This is a genomic window from Pseudomonas sp. T1.Ur, from assembly GCF_023516725.1.
Taxonomy (GTDB): Bacteria; Pseudomonadota; Gammaproteobacteria; order Pseudomonadales; family Pseudomonadaceae; genus Aquipseudomonas; species Aquipseudomonas alvandae.
The window spans coordinates 1,564,643-1,581,710 of record NZ_JAMGSN010000001.1; the positions used below are offsets into that span (position 1 = coordinate 1,564,643).

Annotated in this window: 20 protein-coding genes; 16 read left to right on the plus strand and 4 right to left on the minus strand. The window is 59.7% G+C overall.

What is annotated here, in order from left to right:
• Positions 1-2 precede the first annotated feature (2 nt).
• Positions 3-302, minus strand: coding sequence for a DUF1654 domain-containing protein (locus M8Q45_RS07255; protein ID WP_249874125.1), 300 nt, complete (start codon positions 300-302; stop codon positions 3-5).
• Positions 303-481: 179 nt separating this feature from the next.
• Between M8Q45_RS07255 and M8Q45_RS07260 the strand changes: the two genes are divergently transcribed.
• From M8Q45_RS07260 to M8Q45_RS07295, 8 genes are all read left to right on the plus strand, one after another.
• The gene (locus tag M8Q45_RS07260) at positions 482-928 is read left to right on the plus strand and encodes a hypothetical protein (protein WP_249874126.1); all 447 of its coding nucleotides are present in this window, start codon (positions 482-484) and stop codon (positions 926-928) included.
• Between the two features lie 134 nt (positions 929-1,062).
• Positions 1,063-2,019, plus strand: coding sequence for a sugar ABC transporter substrate-binding protein (locus M8Q45_RS07265; RefSeq protein WP_181287823.1), 957 nt, complete (start codon positions 1,063-1,065; stop codon positions 2,017-2,019).
• Positions 2,020-2,077: 58 nt separating this feature from the next.
• The gene (locus M8Q45_RS07270) at positions 2,078-3,631 is read left to right on the plus strand and encodes a sugar ABC transporter ATP-binding protein (protein WP_249874127.1); all 1,554 of its coding nucleotides are present in this window, start codon (positions 2,078-2,080) and stop codon (positions 3,629-3,631) included.
• Complete coding sequence (locus tag M8Q45_RS07275) at positions 3,628-4,605, plus strand: ABC transporter permease (RefSeq protein ID WP_030142123.1); 978 nt, start codon at positions 3,628-3,630, stop codon at positions 4,603-4,605. Before M8Q45_RS07270 ends, M8Q45_RS07275 begins: the two co-directional genes overlap by 4 nt.
• 3 nt (positions 4,606-4,608) lie before the next feature.
• Entirely contained in the window at positions 4,609-5,628 is a 1,020-nt protein-coding gene (locus tag M8Q45_RS07280; RefSeq protein WP_030142124.1) for a LacI family DNA-binding transcriptional regulator, read from the plus strand.
• A 24-nt stretch (positions 5,629-5,652) separates the two neighbouring features.
• Positions 5,653-6,567: a ribokinase gene (gene rbsK, locus M8Q45_RS07285; protein ID WP_249874128.1), complete on the plus strand. Its 915-nt coding sequence runs from the start codon at positions 5,653-5,655 to the stop codon at positions 6,565-6,567.
• Positions 6,564-6,968, plus strand: coding sequence for a D-ribose pyranase (rbsD, locus tag M8Q45_RS07290; RefSeq protein ID WP_249874129.1), 405 nt, complete (start codon positions 6,564-6,566; stop codon positions 6,966-6,968). The genes rbsK and rbsD overlap by 4 nt, the downstream gene beginning before the upstream one ends.
• 29 nt (positions 6,969-6,997) lie before the next feature.
• Positions 6,998-8,026, plus strand: a complete 1,029-nt coding sequence (locus M8Q45_RS07295; protein ID WP_249874130.1) for a nucleoside hydrolase — start codon at positions 6,998-7,000, stop codon at positions 8,024-8,026.
• A gap of 47 nt (positions 8,027-8,073) precedes the next feature.
• On the opposite strand, the gene M8Q45_RS07300 is transcribed toward M8Q45_RS07295, so the two are convergent.
• Entirely contained in the window at positions 8,074-8,271 is a 198-nt protein-coding gene (locus tag M8Q45_RS07300; protein WP_030142128.1) for a hypothetical protein, read from the minus strand.
• 129 nt (positions 8,272-8,400) lie between these two features.
• On the opposite strand from M8Q45_RS07300, the gene M8Q45_RS07305 reads away from it, so the two are divergent.
• The gene (locus M8Q45_RS07305; protein ID WP_249874131.1) at positions 8,401-8,706 is read left to right on the plus strand and encodes a hypothetical protein; all 306 of its coding nucleotides are present in this window, start codon (positions 8,401-8,403) and stop codon (positions 8,704-8,706) included.
• A 154-nt stretch (positions 8,707-8,860) separates the two neighbouring features.
• Entirely contained in the window at positions 8,861-9,175 is a 315-nt protein-coding gene (locus M8Q45_RS07310; RefSeq protein ID WP_030142130.1) for an I78 family peptidase inhibitor, read from the plus strand.
• Between the two features lie 66 nt (positions 9,176-9,241).
• On the opposite strand, the gene M8Q45_RS07315 is transcribed toward M8Q45_RS07310, so the two are convergent.
• Positions 9,242-9,454: a cold-shock protein gene (locus M8Q45_RS07315; RefSeq protein ID WP_007905882.1), complete on the minus strand. Its 213-nt coding sequence runs from the start codon at positions 9,452-9,454 to the stop codon at positions 9,242-9,244.
• A 289-nt stretch (positions 9,455-9,743) separates the two neighbouring features.
• Positions 9,744-10,046 (minus strand): hypothetical protein, encoded by a 303-nt coding sequence (locus M8Q45_RS07320; RefSeq protein ID WP_249874132.1) that lies wholly within the window; start codon positions 10,044-10,046, stop codon positions 9,744-9,746.
• 375 nt (positions 10,047-10,421) lie between these two features.
• Between M8Q45_RS07320 and thrS the strand changes: the two genes are divergently transcribed.
• The 6 genes from thrS to pheT all read left to right on the plus strand — a co-directional run bounded on the left by thrS (position 10,422) and on the right by pheT (position 17,068).
• A complete protein-coding gene (gene thrS / locus M8Q45_RS07325; RefSeq protein WP_249874133.1) occupies positions 10,422-12,344 on the plus strand; it encodes a threonine--tRNA ligase in 1,923 nt (640 codons plus the stop codon).
• Positions 12,344-12,895 carry a translation initiation factor IF-3 gene (gene infC, locus M8Q45_RS07330; RefSeq protein WP_169432615.1) on the plus strand — a complete coding sequence of 184 codons (552 nt, stop codon included), beginning with the start codon at positions 12,344-12,346 and terminating at the stop codon, positions 12,893-12,895. The genes thrS and infC overlap by 1 nt, the downstream gene beginning before the upstream one ends.
• A gap of 60 nt (positions 12,896-12,955) precedes the next feature.
• Complete coding sequence (gene rpmI, locus M8Q45_RS07335; RefSeq protein ID WP_002553160.1) at positions 12,956-13,150, plus strand: 50S ribosomal protein L35; 195 nt, start codon at positions 12,956-12,958, stop codon at positions 13,148-13,150.
• Between the two features lie 30 nt (positions 13,151-13,180).
• The gene (rplT, locus tag M8Q45_RS07340) at positions 13,181-13,537 is read left to right on the plus strand and encodes a 50S ribosomal protein L20 (RefSeq protein ID WP_002553161.1); all 357 of its coding nucleotides are present in this window, start codon (positions 13,181-13,183) and stop codon (positions 13,535-13,537) included.
• Between the two features lie 109 nt (positions 13,538-13,646).
• Complete coding sequence (gene pheS / locus M8Q45_RS07345) at positions 13,647-14,663, plus strand: phenylalanine--tRNA ligase subunit alpha (RefSeq protein WP_030142134.1); 1,017 nt, start codon at positions 13,647-13,649, stop codon at positions 14,661-14,663.
• A gap of 26 nt (positions 14,664-14,689) precedes the next feature.
• Positions 14,690-17,068, plus strand: coding sequence for a phenylalanine--tRNA ligase subunit beta (gene pheT / locus M8Q45_RS07350; RefSeq protein WP_249874134.1), 2,379 nt, complete (start codon positions 14,690-14,692; stop codon positions 17,066-17,068).

The window sequence follows — 17,068 nt, forward strand, 5'->3', positions numbered from 1 at the left end:
GCTCAATCTTCCTTCGGCACAACCCAGAAAACCTGCACGCCGCCATCGTCGCGATAAGCGAGGGTGACGTTGTCGTTCTCGTCGATTTCTTCCAACAGCCGTTCCCACTCATCCATCGGCTCATCAGGAAGACGGAAGATCAGCGCGGCCTTGGCTTTTTGTGCGGTAGGGGAATTGATGATTTTCGAGACCCGAAGACCGAGTCGTGTATAGGAGTCTAAGGGAGTAGTTGCAGCGGAGGGCGTGGCCACAGGATTATCCTTATTAATCTGTACGTGCATACAGTATTTAACTGTAGGCATTTACGCAACTGCTTAAAAATCAAGAAAATCGTCTGACAGCGCTTTTTGCGTTTTGATGTAGGAAGAGGGATTTTTTTATTGAGAAAGATCTTCTGTCTGCAGCAGATTCCGCCAGAAGCCTAAAGAAAATTCCCTGGCGGACGATCTTGTTTGTAGGAAATTTTTTCACGGAGCGAGACATGTCCCTTTCTATCGGCTTTCCAAATGCCGCCGCCGTCACCATTGGCGGAAAATCCGCAGCCACATTGAATGCCTTGAGCGAGGCGAGTGCCGACGCAGCCGACGAGGCCCTTGGCGAAACGCAAGCGCCTGGCAAGGTCCGTGCGAATCTGGCGACCGAAGCCCAGAGCAAGACCGAAAAAAGCGACAGCGACCAAAGCATCGCCACAAAAATATTGCTCAAGCGCATGCAGGAGCTTCAACAACAGCTGCGCGAGCAACAACAGCAACTTGCCGCGGCACAGGCGCGTCCTTATCCGACGCCTGAAGCCAAGGCGACTGCTATCCTGTCGATCCAGGGTCAGATCGCCGACACCACCGGCGCGCTGCAGCAAGTTACGGGCAGCTTGATCAAGGAGCTGGCGAAAGATTCCAGCTCGGGTTCGCTGGTCAACACCACGGCTTGATCGATGGCGTTCCGGATGAAAACGGGACGTTGACAAAACGCCGATGCTTTACCATAGTTCATTCCACGCAAACGTTTGCGCGATTGCCGTGCGACGATTTTTGCTCACAATAATCATAAAATCGGAGTGAACCCATGAAGCTGCCATTCGCTGGACGCCTTCTCGCCGTCGCCATGCTCGCGGCCGCATCCGCAGCGCTGCCTTTCTCCTCGGCGCTCGCCCAGACCACGGAAAAACCCAAGGTCGCGCTCGTCATGAAGTCCCTCGCCAATGAATTCTTCCTGACCATGGAAGATGGCGCCAAGGCGTATCAAAAGGAACACTCCGCCGATTTCGACCTGATCTCCAACGGGATCAAGGATGAAACCGACACCGCCAATCAGATTCGCATCGTCGAACAGATGATCGTATCCAAAGTCGATGCGCTGATTATCGCGCCTGCCGATTCCAAGGCCATGGTGCCGGTGATCAAGAAAGCCGTCGACGCCGGTATCACCGTGATCAATATCGACAACCAGCTCGACCCGGCGGTGGTCAAGAGCAAGAACATCAACGTGCCGTTCGTAGGTCCGGACAACCGCAAGGGTGCTCGCCTGGTGGGGGAATACCTGGCCAAGCAGCTCAAGGCTGGTGACGAGGTAGGCATTATCGAAGGCGTGTCGACCACCACCAATGCCCAGGCGCGCACCGCAGGCTTCAAGGATGCGATGGAGGCGGCGCAGGTCAAGGTCGTTTCCCTGCAATCGGGCGATTGGGAAATCAACAAGGGCAACCAGGTTGCCTCGTCGATGCTCAGCGAATACCCGAACATCAAGGCGCTGCTGGCCGGCAACGACAGCATGGCGGTTGGCGCGGTCTCGGCCGTGCGCGCTGCTGGCAAGGCAGGCAAGGTACAAGTGGTCGGCTACGACAACATCAATGCCATCAAGCCGATGCTCAAGGACGGTCGTGTCCTGGCCACGGCTGACCAGTTCGCTGCCAAGCAGGCTGTGTTCGGTATCGAGACCGCGCTGAAGATCCTCAAGGGTGAAAAAGTCGACAGCGGCGCCAACGGCGTCATCGAAACTCCGGTCGAGCTGGTGACCAAGTAGTTATCCTGGCGACACAACGGCGCTCGCCCGTCCGGGCGAGCGCATTGGAGAGTTTGTTATGTCCGTTCGCGACCCGAACGCTGTCCTGTGCGTCAGCGGTATCGGCAAGACCTATGCCCAGCCGGTACTGAGCGATATCAACCTGACGTTGATGCGCGGTGAAGTGCTGGCGCTGACCGGCGAAAATGGTGCCGGCAAAAGTACCTTGTCCAAGATTATCGGTGGCCTGGTCACGCCAACGACCGGGCAAATGCAATTCCAGGGGCAGGATTACCGCCCCGGCAGCCGGACCCAGGCGGAATCGCTGGGTGTACGCATGGTCATGCAGGAACTCAACCTGCTGCCGACCCTTTCCGTGGCCGAGAACCTGTTCCTCGACAACCTGCCCAGCCACGGTGGCTGGATCAGCCGCAAGCAGCTGCGCAAGGCGGCGGTCGAGGCCATGGCCCAGGTGGGGCTCGACGCAATCGATCCCGACACCCTGGTCGGTGAGCTGGGAATCGGCCATCAGCAAATGGTCGAGATCGCCCGCAACCTGATCGGCGATTGCCATGTGCTGATTCTCGATGAGCCGACCGCGATGTTGACGGCCCGCGAAGTCGAAATGCTCTTTGAGCAAATCACGCGCCTGCAGGCTCGCGGCGTGTCGATCATCTACATCTCCCATCGCCTCGAAGAGTTGGCGCGGGTCGCCCAGCGCATTGCGGTGCTGCGCGACGGCAACCTGGTCTGCGTCGAGCCGATGGCCAACTACAACAGCGAGCAATTGGTCACGCTGATGGTCGGCCGTGAGCTGGGCGAGCACATCGACCTGGGCCCACGGCAGATCGGTGCTCCAGCGCTGACTGTCAAGGGCCTGACCCGGTCCGACAAGGTCCGCGACGTATCCTTTGAAGTGCGCAGTGGTGAAATCTTTGGCATCTCCGGGCTGATCGGGGCTGGGCGCACCGAGTTGTTGCGGTTGATCTTCGGCGCCGATGCGGCCGACAGCGGCACCGTGGCGCTGGGTTCACCGGCCCGCGTCGTCAGCATTCGGTCGCCGGCCGATGCGGTGGCCCATGGCATCGCCTTGATCACCGAGGATCGCAAGGGCGAAGGCCTGCTGCTGACCCAATCCATCGCGGCGAATATCGCCTTGGGAAACATGCCGGAGATTTCCAGCGCCGGCCTGGTCAATGGCAGCGCCGAGGTGGCGTTGGCGCAGCGGCAGATCGACGCGATGCGCATCCGCAGCTCCAGCCCGACGCAATTGGTGTCCGAACTGTCCGGCGGTAATCAGCAAAAAGTCGTGATCGGCCGCTGGCTCGAGCGCGATTGCTCGGTGCTTCTGTTCGACGAGCCGACCCGTGGTATCGACGTTGGCGCCAAATTCGACATTTATGCATTGCTCGGTGAGTTGACTCGCCAGGGCAAGGCGCTGGTCGTGGTCTCCAGCGACCTGCGGGAGTTGATGCTGATTTGTGACCGCATCGGCGTGTTGTCTGCCGGGCGCCTGATCGATACCTTCGAGCGCGACAGCTGGACCCAGGATGACCTGCTTGCCGCCGCGTTCGCCGGCTACCAGAAACGTGATGCGCTGCTCAACGAAGCAGCGCCTAGGGATCTCTCATGAAAACCGCACCTGCCGCTGGCAAATCCACTGGCAATTTCTATGGCCTCGGCACCTACCTGGGCCTGGCTGGCGCGTTGCTGGCCATGGTCGCGCTGTTCTCGGTCCTGAGCAGCCACTTCCTGTCCTATGACACCTTCAGCACCCTGGCCAACCAGATTCCGGACCTGATGGTATTGGCCGTCGGCATGACCTTTATCCTGATCATCGGTGGCATCGACCTGTCGGTGGGATCGGTGCTGGCACTCGCCGCCTCGACAGTCAGCGTGGCGGTGCTCGGCTGGGGCTGGAGCGTCTGGCCTTCGGCCTTGCTTGGCATGGCCGTGGCGGCGTTGGCGGGGACGGTCACCGGTTCGATTACCGTGGCCTGGCGTATCCCATCGTTCATCGTCTCGCTGGGCGTGCTGGAAATGGCCCGGGGCCTGGCGTACCAGATGACCGGTTCGCGGACCGCCTACATCGGCGACTCGTTCGCCTGGCTGTCCAACCCGATCGCCTTTGGCATTTCACCTTCGTTCATCATCGCCTTGCTGGTGATCTTCATTGCCCAGGCGGTGCTGACCCGCACCGTGTTCGGCCGCTACCTGATCGGCATCGGCACCAACGAGGAAGCCGTGCGCCTGGCCGGCATCAATCCAAAACCCTACAAGATCCTGGTGTTCAGCCTGATGGGCTTGCTGGCCGGCGTTGCGGCGCTGTTCCAGATTTCGCGCCTGGAAGCGGCGGATCCGAACGCCGGTTCAGGGCTTGAACTGCAAGTCATCGCCGCTGTAGTGATCGGCGGCACCAGCCTGATGGGCGGGCGTGGCTCGGTGATCAGCACCTTCTTCGGCGTGCTGATCATTTCAGTGTTGGCGGCGGGCCTGGCCCAGATCGGCGCCACCGAGCCGACCAAGCGCATCATTACCGGCGCAGTGATCGTGGTGGCGGTGGTGCTCGATACGTACCGCAGCCAGCGCGCCAGTCGGCGGGCTTGAACCATGGCGACGATCAAGGATGTGGCGGCGCTCGCAGGCATTTCCTACACGACCGTGTCCCACGTCGTGAACAAGACGCGGCCGGTCAGTGACGAGGTGCGACGAAAGGTCGAGGCGGCGATCGAGCGGTTGGACTACGTGCCCAGCGCGGTGGCGCGCTCGCTCAAGGCCAAGACCACGGCAACCATTGGCCTGCTGGTGCCCAATAGCCTCAACCCGTACTTCGCCGAACTGGCTCGGGGGATCGAGGATTACTGCGAGCGCAATGGTTACTGCGTGATCCTCTGCAACTCCGACGACAACCCGGACAAGCAGCGCAGTTATCTGCGGGTGCTGCTGGAGAAACGCATCGACGGGCTGATCGTGGCCTCGGCCGGGGGCGATGTCGGCTTGGCCGAAGGGCTGGCCAACGTGCGCACGCCCATGGTGATCGTCGACCGTGGGCTTGATGGCGTGGACGCGGACCTGGTGCGCATCGACCACGAGTACGGCGCGTACCTGGCGACTCGGCACTTGCTGGAGCTGGGCCATCGTGACATTGCCTTCATTGGTGGTCCGGCGGACACCAGCGTGGCGCAAATGCGCCTGGCGGGCTATTGCCGTGCGCTGAAAGAGGCGGGGATCGAGCTGCCTGTGGAGCGCATGCTCGAAAGTGATTTCACCAGTACCGGCGGCTATCGGGCCGCGGCGCAGTTGCTTGAGCAGCAACCGCCCAGCGCGATTTTCGCCGCCAACGACATGATCGGCATCGGTGCGCTGCGCGCCGCCGCCGAACGCAATGTGCGCGTGCCCAGCGAGCTGTCGATCATCGGCTTCGATGACATCCAGATGAGCCGTTATGTCTACCCGGCGCTGACCACGGTGGGGCAGTCGATCCTGCAGCTTGGCGAAATGGCGGCAGAAGTTTTGCTGCGACGCATCGCTACGCCGGGGCTCGTCACTGACCAGCGGATCGTGACGCCGAGCATTGTCCTGCGAGAATCGACTGCACCGCTGTCCGGCACATTCGCCCAGTACCGCTGAACCGAATAGATGAGTAATGAAGCAATGCCAGCAAACGTAGTGGTAATAGGCAGCCTGAACATGGACCTGGTGACCCGTGCACCGCGTCTGCCTCGCGGTGGCGAAACCCTGATCGGAGAATCCTTCTCGACCATTCCAGGCGGCAAGGGCGCCAACCAGGCGGTGGCCGCCGCGCGCCTGGGGGCGCAGGTGTCCATGGTCGGCTGCGTCGGCAGTGACGCCTACGGCCAGCAATTGCGCGGTGCGCTGTTGGCCGAGGGCATCGATTGCCAGGCGGTCAGCGTCGTGGACGGCTCCAGCGGTGTGGCGCTGATCGTGGTCGATGACAACAGCCAGAATGCGATCGTCATCGTCGCCGGGGCCAATGGCGAGCTGACGCCAACGGTGCTCGAGCGTTTCGACGCCGTGCTGCAAAGCGCCGATGTCATCATCTGCCAGCTCGAAGTGCCGGATGCCACTGTGGGGCATGCGCTCAAGCGCGGACGCGAACTCGGCAAGACCGTCATCCTCAACCCGGCGCCGGCCTCCCGTGCGCTGCCGGCCGAGTGGTACGCGTACGTCGACTACCTGATCCCCAATGAAAGCGAAGCGATGGTCTTGAGTGGTCTGGCGGTGGACTCCCTGGAAACCGCCGAAGCCGCCGCGACGCAGTTGATCGCCGCCGGTGCCGGCAAAGTGATTGTGACGCTGGGAGCCCAGGGGCTCATGTTCGCCAACGGTTCGAGCTTCGAGCACTTCCCCGCGCCACGGGTCAAGGCCGTGGACACCACGGCGGCCGGCGATACGTTTGTCGGTGGCTTCGCAGCCGCGCTGGCGAGCGGCAAGGACGAAGTCGAGGCGATTCGTTTTGGTCAGGTCGCCGCTGCGCTGTCGGTCACTCGCGCGGGCGCTCAACCCTCCATCCCCACTTTGCTGGAAGTACAGGCGTTCGAATCATGAAAAAGACTCCGTTGCTGAACGTGGCCATGTCACGGTTGATTGCGTCCCTCGGCCATGGTGACAAAGTGGTCATTGGCGACGCCGGCCTGCCGGTCCCGCCACACGTCGAGCTGATTGACCTGGCGCTGACCCATGGTATTCCTGATTTCGTCAGTACCTTGAAGGTGGTGCTCAGCGAAATGCAGGTTGAAAGCCACGTGTTGGCCAAGGAAATCGTTGATAAGCAACCGTCGGCCCTGGCCACGCTGGAGGCGCTGCATGCCGAAGGCGCGTTGGGCTCGCGGGAGCTGGTCAGCCACGAACAGTTCAAGCTGCTCAGCCGCGAGGCGAGGGCGATTATTCGCACGGGGGAGTGCTCTCCCTATTGCAACGTGGTGCTGGTCGCGGGCGTCACGTTCTGAGTCTTACCCACCTGCACAAGGAGTGCGCCATGCACCGCTATGCTCGGAAAGTCCATCAACTGCTGCGGAGTCTGCTGCTTTTGTCCCTGATCACCACCGCAAGCGCCCAGGCGGCAGAAAAAATCGACCTGATCATCGACACCGACCCGGGCGCCGATGACGTGGTTGCGCTGTTGTTCGCCCTGGCGTCGCCCGAAGAATTGCATATCCGCGCATTGACCACCGTCGCAGGCAACGTGCGCCTGGACAAGACTTCTCGCAATGCGCGCCTGGCCCGGGAGTGGGCAGGGCGCGAAGAGGTCCCGGTCTATGCCGGTGCGCCAAAGCCGATGATGCGTACACCGATCTACGCGGAAAACATCCATGGCAAGGAAGGCCTGTCGGGTGTGACCGTGCATGAGCCGAAGAAAGGCTTGGCCCAGGGCAATGCGGTCAACTACCTGATCGACACCCTCAAGGCCGCCAAGCCGCACAGCATCACCATCGCCATGCTTGGGCCGCAGACCAACCTCGCGCTTGCGCTGATCCAGGAGCCGGACATCGTCCAGGGCATCAAGGAAGTAGTCATCATGGGCGGCGCGCATTTCAACGGCGGCAATATCACGCCGGTAGCCGAGTTCAATCTGTACGCCGATCCCCAGGCGGCCGAAGTGGTTGCCAAAAGTGGCGTGAAGCTGACCTATCTGCCGTTGGACGTGACCCACAAGATCCTCACCAGCGAGGCACGCCTGAAGCAGATTGCGGCGCTCAACAACAACGCCAGCAAGTTGGTCGGCGATATTCTCAATGAATACGTCAAGGGCGACATGGAGCACTACGGGATGACGGGTGGACCGGTGCACGACGCGACGGTGATTGCCTATCTGCTCAAGCCGCAACTGTTTAGCGGTCGTTCGGTCAACCTTGTGGTGGACAGTCGTGAGGGCCCGACTTTCGGGCAAACCATTGTTGATTGGTATGACGGTCTGGGGGCACCGAAAAATGCCTTCTGGGTGAAGGACGGCGATGCCCAGGGCTTCTTTGACCTGTTGACCGAGCGCCTGGCGCGCCTGAAGTAACCTGCCTGGCCATGTGCCCGCGGCCTGGACCTGCGGGCACATGAGTTTCAATCCACCGCGTCGACGATGCTCGGGTAGCGTTCGAACGCCTGCTGGATGAAGTCGCGGGCGACCTCCGTTCCCAATTCTCTCACCAACAATTCTATGCAGATGACTGCCAGTTCCTCCGGGCTGCCCGGGCTATAGGAACTATGGCCCTCCGACCATTTGGCATTGATGGTGGCTTCGATGCTGACGGTGCTCATGGTAGGGCTCGCGAGTTGGAGGTCGGTAGGCTGAGTTAAACATTTTTGCCAGGGATTTGGCACTGCGACTTAGGCATCGTGGGAGGGCTGTGCGACACTCGTCTTTTTATTTTTCAAGGGAGTCCCGCCGTGCAGATCGATTTGAATGCTCCTGACGGCCTCACCGTCGAGGCGGTTCGTCAATTGCTGGCCTCGGCGAGTGACGACGAGCATACACAGCTGCGCGTGACCAAGAACGGTATCGCCTATTTGTCTTCGGGTGTGGTCGGTGGTGCTGATATCGGCGGCTTGCGGTTTCGACTCGAGACCTGGGCGAAGGGCTCGGGATACGTCGGCCGGGTCGCTGCCAGCGATGAGGTCTGGGTCATGCAGATCTACAACGCATTGAAGGACAACTGGCCGAATCCGCCTTTCGATTACATCGACGTTTATTGAGCCGCGTTCATATCCAGTCACGATTCTGGGCTGAACAGGTTAGTGGGCTCAGGCAAACTGCCAGCTTTGCCCTGGCGGATGGCAACGGTGCTGAAACCAAGCCCCGTTTGGGTTGTCGCACGCTCTCTGTTTATCAATCAAGAAAGGAGGCTTCATGCCTTGGAAGCTCGCGTCACTGAGTACTTTGCTGGCCGTCGCGCTGTTGAGCGGTTGCAGCAGCACCTCGGAATCGACCCCCGAACCTGCGGCGGCAGAGACCGGCCATGACCGCTGCGAAGCGAAGTCTGCCGAGTTTGCGATCGGCAAGAAGGCCTCGCCGGAGTTGTTGGAGCAGGCACGGACTCGTGCGGGTGCGCAGATTGCTCGTATTCTCAAGCCCAACGACATGGTGACCCTTGAGTACCGCTCCGATCGCCTGAACCTCAATACCGATGCCAACCTGGTGATCAATCGGGTGAACTGCGGCTGATCCGGTTTTCGACCGGCCATAAAAAACCCCGTCACTTGGACGGGGTTTTTTTAGCGCGCCGGGAAATTACTCTGCGCGAACTTGTGCAGCTTGCATACCCTTTTGGCCTTTCTCAGCCACGAAGGAAACGGTCTGGCCTTCTTTCAGGCTTTTGAAACCGTCGCTTTCGATAGCTTTGAAGTGTACGAACAGGTCGTCACCGCCACCTTGAGGAGTGATGAAGCCGAAGCCTTTTTCATCGTTGAACCATTTAACGGTGCCGGTTTGGCGATTAGACATGGTGTATCTCCAAGAAACATATATTTTCAGTGTACTGTGCTGCTCAGGCCAACTGGGCACACCCGGGTATCATAGTCGAAATGTTCGATTTGGGAGCCCCCCGGACGAGCTGTTTGCCAATCAGTCGTGTTTTCTCTATCGTCCGAATTGGCTGAAAGCCCCGGTTTCAAAGGCTTTCAGTCGAAAGTAAAGACGATAAAAAAAGCTGAAAAACCTGAAAAAATCGTACGAAAAAGCGTTTATTCGGCCCTTTTTATCGGCTCCGAGGGCCTTGCGCGGTACCGATTATTCATTTTTTCGCAGGTGGATTGGCCTTGCATTTGGCGATTTGACCGAGCGCTTTCTGCTGCAGTTCAGGGGTGGCCTTGTTGTCCATCAACGCCTGGATGTCACTGGCCGGATAGGATTTGATCGCGTCGGCGCCACAGGCGCAGTGTGACTTGGCCGCTGCTGCGCCAATCTGGGGAGTGGCCGCTTCAGTGCACTGGGCCATGTATTTTTCACGCTCGCCCTTCGGCCATTCGGCGTGGGCGGCCGGCGGAAGCAGCAGGGCGAGGGGGGCGACTACTGCCAGTAGTGTATTCAGACGCATGCGAGGATGCTCCTTTTGGGGTCGATGTCTTGTTATCTGAGGCGTTGCAGGCGCTTCGGTTCAGCACTTTGGCATAAAAAACGTGAGTTTACGCGCGCTTCCATCCGGAGGCGGCGATGACCGTTCATCTGTGCTAGGATGCCGGGCTCGGGTATTTCTCAGGCGCCGGATGACGACAGGTCCCGGTGGCGGCAAATGTTCGATTAACCCTGATTTGAATCCCAGTCACTCTGGTTCGGTTTTCCCGGTTGGCCGCAAGGCTCCTGCCGCTGTAAGGCAGGCGTTCGTCATTGAATGGCCTGGACTGGATCTTGTACTGGCTCATCCCAACCCACGTGACCTTTGGTAGGGGTCACCACTAGGAGAGGAGGCGCCATGCCAACTATTACTCTTCCCGACGGCAGTCAACGTTCATTCGATCACCCGGTTTCCGTAGCCGAGGTCGCCGCATCCATTGGCGCGGGCTTGGCCAAGGCCACCCTGGCCGGCAAGGTCAACGGCAAGCTGGTCGACGCCAGCGATGTCATCGACAGCGATGCCTCGCTGCAAATCATCACGCCCAAGGATGAAGAGGGGCTGGAGATCATTCGTCACTCCTGCGCTCACCTGGTTGGCCATGCGGTCAAGCAGCTGTATCCGAGCGCGAAAATGGTCATCGGGCCGGTCATCGACGAAGGCTTCTATTACGACATCGCCTTCGAGCGTCCTTTCACGCCGGACGACATGGCGGCCATCGAGCAGCGCATGCAGCAGCTGATCGAGAAAGATTACGACGTCATCAAGAAAGTCACCCCGCGCGCCGAAGTCATCGAAGTCTTCAAGGCCCGTGGCGAGGACTACAAGTTGCGTCTGGTGGAAGACATGCCGGACGAGCAGGCCATGGGCCTGTATTACCACGAAGAATACGTCGACATGTGCCGCGGCCCGCACGTGCCGAACACGCGTTTCCTCAAGTCCTTCAAACTGACCAAGCTGTCCGGCGCCTACTGGCGTGGCGATGCGAAGAACGAGCAGTTGCAGCGCGTCTATGGCACTGCCTGGGCGGACAAGAAGCAACTGGCGGCCTACATCCAGCGTATCGAAGAAGCCGAGAAGCGCGATCACCGCAAGATCGGCAAGCGCCTGGGCCTGTTCCATACCCAGGAAGAATCCCCGGGCATGGTGTTCTGGCACCCGAACGGCTGGACGATGTACCAGGTGCTGGAGCAGTACATGCGCCAGGTCCAGCGTGAAAACGGCTACCTGGAAATCAAGACGCCGCAAGTAGTCGACCGCAGCCTGTGGGAGAAATCCGGGCACTGGGCCAACTACGCCGACAACATGTTCACGACCCAGTCGGAAAATCGCGACTACGCCATCAAGCCGATGAACTGCCCTTGCCACGTGCAAGTGTTCAACCAGGGCTTGAAGAGCTACCGCGAGCTGCCGATGCGCCTGGCCGAGTTCGGTGCCTGCCACCGTAACGAGCCGTCGGGTGCGCTGCACGGCATCATGCGCGTGCGGGCATTTACCCAGGACGACGCGCATATCTTCTGCACGGAAGAGCAGATGCAGGCCGAATCCGCCGCCTTCATCAAGCTGACCATGGACGTCTATCGCGACTTTGGCTTCACTGAAGTCGAAATGAAGCTGTCCACTCGTCCGGAAAAACGCGTCGGTTCCGACGAGCTGTGGGATCGCGCCGAGGCCGCCCTGGCCGCCGCCCTCGACAGCGCGGGCCTTGCGTACGACCTGCAGCCGGGCGAAGGCGCTTTCTACGGTCCGAAGATTGAATTCTCGTTGAAAGATTGCCTCGGTCGCGTCTGGCAGTGTGGTACCTTGCAGCTCGATTTCAACCTGCCGATCCGTCTGGGCGCTGAATATGTGTCCGAAGACAACAGCCGCAAGCACCCGGTCATGCTTCACCGCGCGATCCTCGGTTCGTTCGAGCGTTTCGTCGGGATTCTGATCGAGCATTACGAGGGCGCGTTCCCCGCGTGGCTGGCGCCGACCCAGGCAGTGATCATGAATATCACTGATAAACAGGCAGATTTTGCCGCCGAGGTCGAAAAAATTCTCAACCAAAGCGGATTTCGTGCCAAGTCCGACTTGAGAAATGAAAAGATCGGCTTTAAAATCCGCGAGCATACTTTGCTCAAGGTTCCCTTTCTCTTGGTTATTGGAGATCGGGAGGTCGAGATGCAGACTGTCGCTGTGCGTACTCGTGAAGGTGCTGACCTGGGCTCGATGCCCGTCGCCGAATTCGCTGAGTTTCTCGCGCAAGCGGTTTCCCGGCGTGGTCGCCCAGATTCGGAGTAATTATTATTAAGCGTGAAATGAGACAAGATAAACGAGCTGCACCGAAAGCCCCGATCAACGAGAATATCTCGGCACGCGAGGTTCGGTTAATTGGCGCTGATGGCGAGCAGATTGGCATCGTCTCGATTGATGAAGCGCTTCGTATTGCTGAAGAAGCCAAGCTTGATCTGGTGGAAATCTCCGCGGACGCAGTCCCGCCCGTTTGCCGGGTGATGGACTACGGCAAGTCGATCTTCGAGAAGAAGAAGCAGATTGCCGCGGCGAAGAAAAACCAGAAGCAGATTCAGGTAAAAGAAATCAAGTTTCGTCCAGGGACGGAGGAAGGGGATTACCAGGTAAAACTGCGCAACCTGGTACGTTTCCTGAGTGACGGGGACAGGGCCAAGGTATCCTTGCGATTCCGCGGCCGTGAGATGGCCCACCAGGAGCTGGGGATGGAACTCCTCAAGCGGGTTGAACAAGACCTGCTCGAGTACGGTTCGGTCGAACAGCATCCTAAGATGGAAGGACGCCAGCTGATCATGGTCATCGCCCCGAAAAAGAAGAAGTAATCAACAGGGCACGGCAGGCCTTGCGATTATGTTTATCAACTGAATGCGGAGTATCCGAACATGCCAAAGATGAAGACCAAAAGTGGTGCTGCTAAGCGGTTTCTGAAAACTGCTAACGGTATCAAGCACAAGCACGCTTTCAAGAGCCACATCCTGACCAAAATGTCGACCAAGCGTAAGCGTCAACTGCGCGGTAGCAGCTTGCTGCATCCGTCTGACGTGGCAAAAGTCGAGCGCATGCTGCGCCTTCGTTAATTTTTGGATCAAGAATAGAGGAAGTAACTCATGGCTCGTGTAAAGCGTGGCGTCATTGCCCGTAAGCGTCACAAAAAAATTCTGAAACTTGCTAAAGGCTACTACGGCGCGCGTTCCCGCGTATTCCGTGTTGCCAAGCAAGCGGTAATCAAGGCAGGCCAATACGCCTACCGTGACCGTCGTCAGAAAAAACGTCAGTTCCGCGCTCTGTGGATCGCTCGTATCAATGCTGGTGCTCGTGTTAACGGTCTGTCCTACAGCCGTTTCATCGCTGGCCTGAAAAAAGCGTCCATCGAGATCGACCGTAAGGTTCTGGCTGATCTGGCAGTGAACGAAAAAGCGGCGTTTGCTGCGATTGTCGAGAAAGCTAAAGCCACCTTGGCTTAAGTACCCCCGGCAGTCACCGGGGTCCGCATCTGCGGGCCCAGGTGTCAAACGTCATAAATAGGGGAAGAGCCTTAAAGCTCTTCCCCTATTTTGTATCTGGAGTCTGTACATGGAAAACCTGGACGCGCTGGTCGCTCAAGCACTAGAGGCTGTGCAAAGCGCTGAAGATATCAATGCCCTGGAGCAAATCCGGGTTCACTACCTTGGCAAGAAAGGCGAGTTGACTCAGGTGATGAAGACCCTGGGGAACCTGCCGGCCGAAGAGCGTCCGCAGGTCGGTGCGCTGATCAACGTCGCCAAGGAACGTGTCACAGAGGTCCTCAATGCGCGCAAGGCGTTGTTCGAGGAAGCAGGGCTGGCTGCCAAGCTCGCCGCCGAGTCCATCGACGTGACCCTGCCTGGCCGTGGCCAGACTTCCGGTGGCCTGCATCCAGTGACCCGGACCCTGGAACGCATCGAGCAGTTCTTCACCCACATCGGCTATGGCATTGCCGAAGGCCCTGAGGTCGAAGACGACTATCACAACTTCGAGGCGCTCAACATCCCAGGCCATCACCCGGCCCGGTCGATGCATGACACCTTCTATTTCAATGCGAACATGCTGTTGCGCACCCATACCTCGCCGGTACAGGTCCGCACCATGGAATCGCAGCAGCCGCCGATCCGCATCGTCTGCCCAGGCCGTGTGTATCGCAGCGACTCCGATATTACCCACTCGCCGATGTTCCACCAGGTCGAAGGCCTGCTGGTTGATCGCGACATCAATTTCGCCGACCTGAAAGGCACTATCGAAGAGTTCCTGCGGGTGTTCTTCGAAAAAGAACTGGCCGTGCGTTTCCGCCCTTCGTATTTCCCGTTCACCGAGCCATCGGCTGAAGTCGACATGGAATGCGTGATGTGCAGCGGCAAAGGTTGCCGTGTCTGCAAGCAGACCGGTTGGCTGGAAGTCATGGGCTGCGGCATGGTTCACCCGAACGTGCTGCGCATGTCCGGGATCGATCCGGAAGAATTCTCGGGCTTTGCCTTCGGCATGGGCGTCGAGCGCCTGGCCATGCTGCGTTACGGCGTGAATGACTTGCGTCTGTTCTTCGACAACGACTTGCGGTTCCTCGCGCAATTTCGCTAGTCGTAACGAACCCTTAGGAGAGCAGGATGAAATTCAGTGAACAATGGCTGCGTGGCTGGGTAAGCCCGCAGGTGAGCCAGGACGAGCTGGTTGCTCGCCTGTCGATGGCCGGCCTTGAGGTCGATAGCGTGACGCCGGCCGCCGGTGCCTTCAGCGGCGTGGTGGTGGGCGAGGTGTTGAGCACCGAGCAGCACCCAGACGCCGACAAGCTGCGGGTGTGCCAGGTCAGCAATGGCGCGGAAACTTTCCAGGTCGTGTGCGGTGCGCCCAACGTGCGTCCGGGCCTGAAGATCCCGTTTGCCATGATCGGCGCCGAACTGCCGGGCGACTTCACGATCAAGAAAGCCAAGCTGCGCGGTGTCGAGTCCAACGGCATGCTGTGCTCCCAGGCGGAGCTGCAGATTGGCGAAGGCAACGATGGCCTGATGGAGCTGCCGGCCGATGCGCCAGTGGGCCAGGACATTCGTGAATACCTGGGCCTGGACGATGCGAGCATCGAGGTTGACCTGACCCCGAATCGTGGCGACTGCCTGTCGGTGGCCGGCCTGGCCCGCGAAGTGGGCGCGCTGTATGACGCCCCGGTAACGCGTCCGGTGATCGCGGCTGTACCCGCCGTGCACGATGAAGTGCGCTCGATCGAGGTCCTGGCGCCGGCGGCATGCCCTCGTTACTTGGGTCGAGTGATCCGAAACGTCGACCTGTCGAAGCCGACCCCGCTGTGGATGGTCGAGCGCCTGCGTCGCTCTGAAGTGCGCAGCATCGACGCGGCTGTCGACATCACCAACTACGTGATGCTGGAACTGGGTCAACCGCTGCACGCGTTCGATCTCGCCGAAATCAACGGCGGCATCCGCGTGCGCATGGCCGAAGAAGGCGAAAAACTGGTACTGCTCGACGGTCAGGAAGTGGCCTTGCGCAGCGATACGCTGGTCATTGCGGACCATTCCCGGGCCCTGGCGATTGCTGGCGTAATGGGAGGCGAGCACAGCGGCGTGTCTTCGACGACTCGCGATGTATTCCTCGAAAGCGCATTCTTCGACCAGATCGCGGTTGCCGGCAAGGCGCGTTCCTATGGCCTGCACACCGACGCCTCGCACCGCTATGAGCGCGGCGTGGACTGGCAACTGGCCCGTGAAGCCATGGAGCGCGCCACTGGCCTGCTGCTGGAAATCACTGGGGGCGAAGCCGGCCCGGTCATCGAGACGGTCAGCGAACAGCATCTGCCAAAGGTTGCACCGGTTACCTTGCGTGCCCAGCGCATCACCCAGATGCTGGGCATGGAAATGGCTCCAGCCGAGGTCGAGCGTCTGCTCAGCGCCCTGGGCCTGGGCATCCGTGCCGATGGGGAAGGGCAGTGGCAGGTTGAAGTGCCAAGCCATCGCTTCGATATCAGCCTGGAAGTCGACCTGATCGAAGAACTGGCTCGCTTGTACGGCTACAACCGCCTGCCGGTTCGCTATCCCCAGGCGCGCCTGGCCCCGCAAGCCAAGGCCGAGGCTCGCAGCGAGCTGCCGGAACTGCGCCGCCTGCTGGTGGCTCGTGGGTATCAGGAAGCAATCACCTACAGCTTCATCGATCCGCGTCAGTTCGAACTGTTCAATCCCGGTGTCGAGCCGCTGTTGCTGGCGAACCCGATCTCCAACGACATGGCGGCCATGCGTTCGTCCCTGTGGCCGGGCCTGGTCAAGTCGCTGCAGCACAACCTGAACCGCCAGCAGGATCGCGTGCGGCTGTTCGAGAGTGGCCTGCGCTTCGTGGGTCAGCTGGACGGCTTGAAGCAAGAGCCGATGCTGGCCGGCGTCGTTTGCGGCAGCCGCCTGCCGGAAGGCTGGGCACAAGGGCGCGATGTCGTCGACTTCTTCGACGTCAAGGCCGACGTGGAAGCCGTGCTGGGCTTTGCCGGCGCGCTTGACGCGTTCACTTTCGTGCCTGGCAAGCATCCGGCGCTGCACCCGGGGCAGACCGCGCGCATCGAGCGAGACGGTCGTGAAGTCGGTTATGTCGGCGCAATCCACCCTGAATTGTCCAAGACCCTGGGTCTGGACCGTCCAGTCTTCGTTTTCGAGCTGGTCCTGGCCGAAGTCGCCCAAGGAAAAATGCCGAAATTCCAGGAGTTGTCGCGCTTTCCTGAAGTGCGCCGCGACCTTGCCCTGGTGGCTGACGTCGGTGTCGCATCCAGCGCGGTTCTGGCAGTAATTCGTGAAAATGCAGGCGAATGGCTGACGGACCTCAGGCTATTTGACGTGTATCAGGGTAAAGGCATTGATCCTCATAGAAAAAGCCTTGCCGTCGGCTTGACCTGGCAGCATCCATCGCGCACTCTTAATGACGATGAGGTGAATACCGCAACGCAGAATATCCTCACCTCGCTCGAACACAGGTTGAACGCCACGTTAAGGAAGTGA

Bases quoted from the DNA above. Each gene is read 5' to 3' on its own strand.
- M8Q45_RS07255 (WP_249874125.1), bottom strand. From the start codon at position 302: ATGCCTACAGTTAAATACTGTATGCACGTACAGATTAATAAGGATAAT.
- M8Q45_RS07260 (WP_249874126.1), top strand. From the start codon at position 482: ATGTCCCTTTCTATCGGCTTTCCAAATGCCGCCGCCGTCACCATTGGC.
- M8Q45_RS07265 (WP_181287823.1), top strand. From the start codon at position 1,063: ATGAAGCTGCCATTCGCTGGACGCCTTCTCGCCGTCGCCATGCTCGCG.
- M8Q45_RS07270 (WP_249874127.1), top strand. From the start codon at position 2,078: ATGTCCGTTCGCGACCCGAACGCTGTCCTGTGCGTCAGCGGTATCGGC.
- M8Q45_RS07275 (WP_030142123.1), top strand. From the start codon at position 3,628: ATGAAAACCGCACCTGCCGCTGGCAAATCCACTGGCAATTTCTATGGC.
- M8Q45_RS07280 (WP_030142124.1), top strand. From the start codon at position 4,609: ATGGCGACGATCAAGGATGTGGCGGCGCTCGCAGGCATTTCCTACACG.
- rbsK (WP_249874128.1), top strand. From the start codon at position 5,653: ATGCCAGCAAACGTAGTGGTAATAGGCAGCCTGAACATGGACCTGGTG.
- rbsD (WP_249874129.1), top strand. From the start codon at position 6,564: ATGAAAAAGACTCCGTTGCTGAACGTGGCCATGTCACGGTTGATTGCG.
- M8Q45_RS07295 (WP_249874130.1), top strand. From the start codon at position 6,998: ATGCACCGCTATGCTCGGAAAGTCCATCAACTGCTGCGGAGTCTGCTG.
- M8Q45_RS07300 (WP_030142128.1), bottom strand. From the start codon at position 8,271: ATGAGCACCGTCAGCATCGAAGCCACCATCAATGCCAAATGGTCGGAG.
- M8Q45_RS07310 (WP_030142130.1), top strand. From the start codon at position 8,861: ATGCCTTGGAAGCTCGCGTCACTGAGTACTTTGCTGGCCGTCGCGCTG.
- M8Q45_RS07315 (WP_007905882.1), bottom strand. From the start codon at position 9,454: ATGTCTAATCGCCAAACCGGCACCGTTAAATGGTTCAACGATGAAAAA.
- M8Q45_RS07320 (WP_249874132.1), bottom strand. From the start codon at position 10,046: ATGCGTCTGAATACACTACTGGCAGTAGTCGCCCCCCTCGCCCTGCTG.
- thrS (WP_249874133.1), top strand. From the start codon at position 10,422: ATGCCAACTATTACTCTTCCCGACGGCAGTCAACGTTCATTCGATCAC.
- rpmI (WP_002553160.1), top strand. From the start codon at position 12,956: ATGCCAAAGATGAAGACCAAAAGTGGTGCTGCTAAGCGGTTTCTGAAA.
- rplT (WP_002553161.1), top strand. From the start codon at position 13,181: ATGGCTCGTGTAAAGCGTGGCGTCATTGCCCGTAAGCGTCACAAAAAA.
- pheS (WP_030142134.1), top strand. From the start codon at position 13,647: ATGGAAAACCTGGACGCGCTGGTCGCTCAAGCACTAGAGGCTGTGCAA.
- pheT (WP_249874134.1), top strand. From the start codon at position 14,690: ATGAAATTCAGTGAACAATGGCTGCGTGGCTGGGTAAGCCCGCAGGTG.